Source organism: Nostoc sp. UIC 10607 (assembly GCF_047228265.1).
GTDB lineage: Bacteria > Cyanobacteriota > Cyanobacteriia > Cyanobacteriales > Nostocaceae > Nostoc > Nostoc foliaceum_A.
This window is the reverse complement of sequence record NZ_JBIQNW010000009.1, coordinates 35,837-42,624: the sequence shown is the minus strand read 5'-3', so window position 1 is coordinate 42,624 and position 6,788 is coordinate 35,837. Positions and strand designations below refer to the sequence as shown.

Annotated in this window: 7 protein-coding genes; 3 read left to right on the top strand and 4 right to left on the bottom strand. The window is 43.9% G+C overall.

Going from position 1 to position 6,788, the window contains the following annotated elements:
• Nucleotides 1-1,029: serine/threonine protein kinase (locus ACEYW6_RS10895; protein ID WP_412979727.1), on the bottom strand; the 1,029-nt coding region annotated here is incomplete at its 3' end.
• 570 nt (nt 1,030-1,599) lie between these two features.
• Here ACEYW6_RS10895 and ACEYW6_RS10890 point away from each other — a divergent pair.
• A complete protein-coding gene (locus ACEYW6_RS10890; protein ID WP_412979726.1) occupies nt 1,600-2,874 on the top strand; it encodes a DUF4255 domain-containing protein in 1,275 nt (424 codons plus the stop codon).
• Nucleotides 2,871-4,859, top strand: coding sequence for an ATP-binding protein (locus tag ACEYW6_RS10885; protein WP_412979725.1), 1,989 nt, complete (start codon nt 2,871-2,873; stop codon nt 4,857-4,859). Before ACEYW6_RS10890 ends, ACEYW6_RS10885 begins: the two co-directional genes overlap by 4 nt.
• A 110-nt stretch (nt 4,860-4,969) precedes the next feature.
• On the opposite strand, the gene ACEYW6_RS10880 is transcribed toward ACEYW6_RS10885, so the two are convergent.
• Complete coding sequence (locus ACEYW6_RS10880) at nt 4,970-5,773, bottom strand: S-adenosyl-l-methionine hydroxide adenosyltransferase family protein (protein ID WP_412979724.1); 804 nt, start codon at nt 5,771-5,773, stop codon at nt 4,970-4,972.
• A gap of 111 nt (nt 5,774-5,884) precedes the next feature.
• Here ACEYW6_RS10880 and ACEYW6_RS10875 point away from each other — a divergent pair, with 111 nt between their 5' ends.
• Nucleotides 5,885-6,040, top strand: a complete 156-nt coding sequence (locus ACEYW6_RS10875) for a hypothetical protein (RefSeq protein WP_190889575.1) — start codon at nt 5,885-5,887, stop codon at nt 6,038-6,040.
• 99 nt (nt 6,041-6,139) lie between these two features.
• Here the strand turns inward: ACEYW6_RS10875 and ACEYW6_RS10870 are convergent, their stop codons facing one another.
• Both ACEYW6_RS10870 and ACEYW6_RS10865 read right to left on the bottom strand, forming a co-directional pair.
• The gene (locus ACEYW6_RS10870) at nt 6,140-6,271 is read right to left on the bottom strand and encodes a hypothetical protein (protein WP_412979723.1); all 132 of its coding nucleotides are present in this window, start codon (nt 6,269-6,271) and stop codon (nt 6,140-6,142) included.
• A gap of 23 nt (nt 6,272-6,294) precedes the next feature.
• Entirely contained in the window at nt 6,295-6,558 is a 264-nt protein-coding gene (locus ACEYW6_RS10865; RefSeq protein WP_412979722.1) for a hypothetical protein, read from the bottom strand.
• Between the last annotated feature and the right edge of the window lie 230 nt (nt 6,559-6,788).

The window sequence follows — 6,788 nt, the reverse complement described above, 5'->3', positions numbered from 1 at the left end:
AATAGTTTCGTGATTTGAACCTTGATTGTAAAAAGGTTGTGGCTCCCCAGTAGCCTGTCCGGGTACACTAGTAGTCCCGGTGGCAAATTTGGCAGCAGCTTGCAAAGCCTGATTCAATTCTTCTACTGTTGCAAATCGGTTAGCTGGGTTCTTGTGGAGGCATTTCATCACCACCTCTTCCAATTGTACGGGTAGGTGATCACACCCTGGTTGCGATCGCAGTGGTTTTGGTGGTTCATAAGCATGAGCTAATACCCAAGAAGCTTCACTAATATGACTACCCTTAATGCTGATTCCAAAGGGGTCGGCTGCACTCAGCATTTCATAAAGGATAATCCCTAAACTGTAAATATCACCCCTAGCGTCCAGGTTTTTATCACTTTGGATTTGCTCAGGAGGTGCGTAACGAAACGTACCAATAAATGTACTAGTTATATTTGTAATATTAGAATTTTCTGAAGATTCACTCCGAATTTTGGCAACACCAAAATCCAAAACTTTTACCCACTCTCCCAAATCTGTAGGCACTAAAAATATATTATCTGGTTTCAGGTCACGATGAACTACCTGAATATGTTCAGTGGTTTTACCTCCATCCCTTTGGAGAGTCACCCCTTGATGGGCAAGCTGCAAACCTTTGCAAACTTGCGCCATAATCTTCACAGTCCGCTCAACAGATAGCCGCTTTTCGCGCAGCAGTAATTGCCTGAGGGTTTGCCCCCGCAAATATTCCATTACATAAAATGGAAAACCTTCCGGGGTGACTCCACAATCACTAATCTTAACGATGTGGTCACTTTGCAAAGCAGCACAAACTGCTACCTCACGCTCAAAACGCTTTCTCATTTCTTGTGATGCCACCAGCGTATCTTTGAGCAACTTCAGTGCTACCTGCTGACCTACACGGGTGTCAGTTGCCAGGAAGACTTCTCCCATGCCACCCCCGGCTAACCGTCTGTCTAAACGGTATCGCTCGTTATCACCTACGAAGCGTCCAATCCAAGAATTTGAAGAAGGTGGGGATTTCATCTGGGGCAACCCATCCTAGTTACTTTAAAGTGTTAACTTTAGTCAGATATACTACTAGTGTTACAAATATGATTGCTTGCTTCGTAACTCTAAATATTTAGTAATATATGCTACTAGTATTTATCTAATTATACTCAGCTTAACATATTAGTAACTTAAAGTAATACGAAGAATTTGATAAAATGTTTAAAGTTAAGACCTATGACAGTTGAAATTGGTTCCTGATATTAAGTTAACGCAAATTCGACGAGGGTCGTCAGCGTAACTCTTTTTTCCTGATTTTGAGCTATAGCAGACTCTACTCATCGAATTAAGGTTATTTTTATCTGCCGAGCTGCTAATAAGTAGTAGTGCATCAAGAAATAATTGAGGGGTGGGGATTGTTCTTAGTTTGCATTAAAGCGCAAACCAAGAACCTAGCAACTCAAACTTGACAGACTATTGCTTATGTAATTTTGTATACCGTGTAGATAGTCTCCGTTACAGAATATTTAAAGTTTTGCAAAATATATTCTGTCAATGTGCTCAGGCGTACATGATTGATATGTGCTATTGCCATGAGGAACGAGGATGAGTAATGTGCTCTCGATAGCCGCCGTGACAGCAGTACTAAAAGTCTTGCTGGAAAATGGTTTAGTCAGTGATCCGATCACTGCTAGTGTTGGTGATGTGATTGTAACTGCCCTGCCGCCTGATCGAATTTCAGTTGAAGCTGACGAGCGTGCTCAAATTAACCTATTTCTCTATCAAGTGACGCAGAATCGCAATGTCGATTGGGTATCTCAGGAATTTCGGAGCAGGCACTCACGTATTAATGGAAACCCGCGCTCTCCGACTCCACCACTAGCTCTTGACCTCCATTACTTGCTAACAGCCTATGGAGCCAAGGATTTTCAGGCGGAGCTTCTACTTGGCTACGCAATGCATTTATTACACAAAACACCAGCTATCACATCGGATATTATTGAGAATACTCTGAGAAATGCCTCTACAACCAATACCTCAAGTGCTTTTTCGCAAGCTTTAGCAAGTGTGTCTGTATCCGATTTAGCTGAACAAATTGGGCAGATCAAACTGACTCCAGAATTTTTTAACATGGAAGAAACTTCTAAGTTATGGTCTGCTTTACAAACGCACTATCGACCTTCAGCTACCTATCTGGCATCAATGGTATTGATTGAAAGTAGCAAATCTGACAACTCTGAAAGTTTCTATATGATGCCCTTGTCTCAGCCGAGTATAGAGCAAGTTATGGCTACGGCAAAGACTGAGCAAATGATTGTTGCGGGAACAACATTAGTAATTCGTGGTAAACGGTTACGGGGTGAGATCACACGAGTTCGTTTGGGTAATACGGAGACATTACTAGTACCTCAGGATGTTAAAGAAACGCAAATCAGCTTGTTAGTCCCGCCAGATTTGTACGCAAGTGTGCAAGGTATCCAAGTTGTACATCTAACAATGAACAACGCAGGACAAACGGATTATCTAGTTGAATCAAACGTTGCAACTTTTGTCCTCCATCCAACAATTTCAGCATTTGTCGCTCAAGTTGAAAATAGCGGCGACAATTTACGCACAGCAGAAATTATCGTTAAATTCCAGCCTAAAGTTGCTAAGGTACAGCGGGTAGTTTTGCTACTTAATGAAGCGTCAGGTAATAACCCGGTAGCTTACTCTTTCTTGGTTGCACCACGCACCGAAAACACTGATGCAATCACTATTCCTGTCAAAAATGTGAAACCAGGAACTTATATTGTCCGGGTGCAGGTAGATGGGGCGGAAAGTCCACTGCATAAAAATCAGTCCGGGGAATATGATTCGCCACAGGTGACAATTCTATGAATGCTACGACAAATCACAATTGGGATGAGGCAAACTACCGCTATCTATCAGCAGCCCTAGCGCTAGTGCGTGGTATTTTAGAAAATCACACGGCAAAAGAGCAAAATCAACCTGAGGAGAAAAACCAAGAGCATTTACAGCAAGCGTTACAGGAAGCTGCTGCTGCTATGCCTGCACCATCGACATTGGAGAGAGTGTGCAAAATGTTTAGCCTCTCACCCTTTGAACGTGATTTGTTGCTGTTGTGTGCAGGTATGGAATTGAATGGAGATTTTGCGAAGTTATGTGCTATTGTCCACGGGGATTCACAACGAGCTTACCCAACCTTAAGTTTAGCTCTGGCAGCTTTACCTAATGTCCACTGGGATGCGATCGCTCCAAATGCTCCCTTACGTCATTGGCGGTTAATTCAAATTGGTGACGGTCATTCCCTTACTCTCAGTCCCTTGAGAATTGACGAGCGGATTTTACATTATTTAACGGGTATTCAATATCTTGACGAACGATTAGCTGGCATCATTGAGCCATTACAAGAGGTTAGTGATTTAGTACCCTCGCACCAAGATTTAGCAGAACGAGTAGCAGCAGTTTGGTCGCAAGCTTACAAGGTTAATAGCTTACCAATCGTTCAGTTATGTAGTAATGAAACTGTCAGCAAACGTGCCATTGCCGCTACAATTTGTCAGAGCCAGGGTTTAAGCCTGTGGGTAATGCCTGCACAAGTCATTCCCTTAGCACCTGGCGAGTTGGATAATCTCATCCGCCTATGGACTCGTGAGACGATTTTAAGTAAGTGTGCATTACTAATAGACTGCAACGATCTGGATACTAATGATACAGCGCGGCTGAATGCGATCGCTCGGTTCATCGAACGCACAAACGGCTTTTTAATAGTCACGAGTCGAGAACGGATCGGCTTAGGACAACGCCTAGTAGTTAATTTTGACGTACATCAACCAACTATCAAAGAACAAGGTGTAGTTTGGCAAGATGCACTAGGTGCAATTGCACCGCAAATGAATGGGCAAGTTAAAACCCTAGTGGATCAGTTCAACCTAAGCGCCGCAACCATCCGCGCTGCTTGTGCAGAAGCTATAGGGCAGTTAGCACAAACACCGGAAAACGATATCACTAGCATTTTATGGGATGCCTGCCGTGTGCAAGCACGTCCGCGCTTGGATGAACTCGCCCAGCGAATTGAGCCATCTGGTGATTGGGAGGACTTAGTATTACCAGAGGCACAGAAACAAGTTCTCCGGGAAATTGCAGCTCATGTGCGTCAACGGAGTACTGTATATAACAATTGGGGGTTTGCTGCGAAGAGTGCGCGAGGATTGGGAATCAGCGCTTTATTTGCAGGTGCTAGCGGCACTGGTAAAACCTTGGGAGCAGAAGTGCTGGCCCATAAATTGCGCCTCGACCTTTATCGCATTGATTTATCGTCGGTAGTCAGCAAATATATTGGCGAGACAGAGAAGAATTTGCGCCGGGTATTTGATGCTGCTGAACAAGGCGGGGTAATTTTGTTATTTGATGAAGCTGACGCTTTATTTGGCAAACGGAGTGAGGTTAAAGATGCCCGCGATCGCTACGCAAACATCGAAGTTAGCTACCTATTGCAACGGATGGAAAGCTACCCAGGTTTAGCAGTCCTGACTACGAACTTGAAGAGTGCAATTGATACAGCCTTTCTGCGGCGCATTCGCTTTGTAGTGCAGTTCCCCTTCCCGGATACAACGCAACGAGCCGAGATTTGGCGACGCGTCTTTCCAACCGACACACCAACCGCAGATTTAGATGCTCTGCAACTAGCACGACTTAATGTCGCTGGGGGTAATATCCGTAACATAGCCTTAAATGCAGCTTTCCTCGCTGCCGATGCTGGGGAACCAGTGCAGATGAAACACGTGTTGCGGGCTGCTCAGACAGAATATACCAAATTAGAGAAGCCTTTAACTGAGGCGGAAGTTGGGGGGTGGATGTGAAAGAGGCAGGAGGCAGAAACTCTTTATATGTGATGCGTGAGTCCTGCGTTTTGTACCTTACTTAAAAAGCAAGCTGCTGTAAGTGAAGAGTTGTAGTCAGTGTGAGTGGTTCACGTTAGCAGAACTTGAAGCGGTTCTTGCCAATCTAGGTGCAACTGTGAGTGGGCATTGCCGCTATTAATGGCAATTTCTATCCAGCCGTGACTGCCAACTAAAGCTATTATATCTCCCACGTTAACATCACTGTAAGTTTCACAGCCTGGTATACTCAACCCCGCAGCCTGCACAGACCAAGTTTTGCCTTGTACGTAACTCCCTGCAATGTTGCTCACTAAGTTGCCAAAGTGGTCAATATATTGAATGCAACCCACTACACCAGTGGTTGTTTGCTTACACTCGCCTATATCCAGTTTTACCAAACTTGCTGGCTCAATTTCTTGTCCTAGCTGTTTGAGGGAGACACCACTAGCAAGATTAGCTCCCACTGGTGCAAAGATATCTCTACCGTGAAAAGTTTTGCTTGGTTGAGGAGTTTGCCAATAGTTAAGATTTGTGAGTTCGACGGCTGCGATCGCAGGACTTTGACTAAGTACCCCGCTAAAGATACCATTATCTGGGCCTACCAAAAACCCTTGAGCAAATTCTACTGCGATCGCTCGTCGCTTGCTTCCCACACCCGGATCTACTACTGCCACATGCACTGTGCCAACGGGGAAATAGGGACAAGCATTCATCAGGGAAAACCTGGCTGCGGCTATGTCTTGCGGTGGAATTTGGTGCGTTAAGTCTACCACCGTCAGTCTGGGGTTAATTTGGGCTATGACACCCTTCATTATGCCTACATAAACATCGCGATCGCCGAAATCACTCAGTAAAGTCACGAGTGGTTGTTGACCTATCTGCTTTTTAGACATATTTTTGCTAAAATCTACATTAATTCAGAAATTTCTGTAGCAACAGCTACAAAATATATGCTATGTTAAGAATACCAGACATAAAGCAAAAAATTAAAGAAGGTAATCATTATGAATCAAGGTAGACTACAAAGTGTCAGGAAAGCACAAGAAACTCACAGAGAGAATATTCAAAAAAGCCTAGAGCATCGCTTGCAAGTAGCCAGAGCAAAGGGCGACGAACAACTGATTCGTCAACTAGAAGCTGAAATGAGGTATTCCAGCTAAATCAAGTTTTCATTGTTCTTAGTTTGTTGTGTAACCCGCTATAGCGGGTTTTTTGTTTTTAGGAGGTTTTTTAGTAATTTCTCTCTTACAACGTTTTAACTAACCCAGTTGCATATAGAAAACAAAACTGTGATCGCGGCGATAACCAAATGTCACCAGACCGAAGAGTTTTGCGATCGCTCTGGAGTATACACCTCCTTTAGTTGACTGTTGTCTAAAAACTGTATTCAAAAATACAGTTTTTGGACACTAGCTCAAGCCACTTCCCGTAGCTGTGACGGTAGACTCACCTCTGGAAATGAAAGTGAGAGTTGTTCGGCTTGAGGTACTGCGGCCTGTTCTAAAACTTGAACTTCGATATTCACGCTCACCAGATAACTGCCTGTATCAGCACCAACCGCTTCAGCAATTAATTTAGCAATGTCTGGGCGTTTAGCAGTCAGCGGGTCACGTAAAATACACCGATCCCATTCATGCTTGGCAGTCGGATTGAGGTTGAGAATGTAATGCTTCATCATCGAACTAACCCTTGAATCCATCTTCCAGAAGGTTTTCACAGAGCCGTTATGCATTTAACTAGGCTTTGTGGACGCTATCTTTATTATAGTATATTTGTACTAAAATGGGTGATATCTGAGTGAAAAACTGGGGGATACAGACCATTACTAGGAGCGCACAAGTGAGCGTTAGCCATATTCTTGTGCTACATCCCATTTTTTTAGGGGCTGTGTTTTAATTCAGAGGGGAA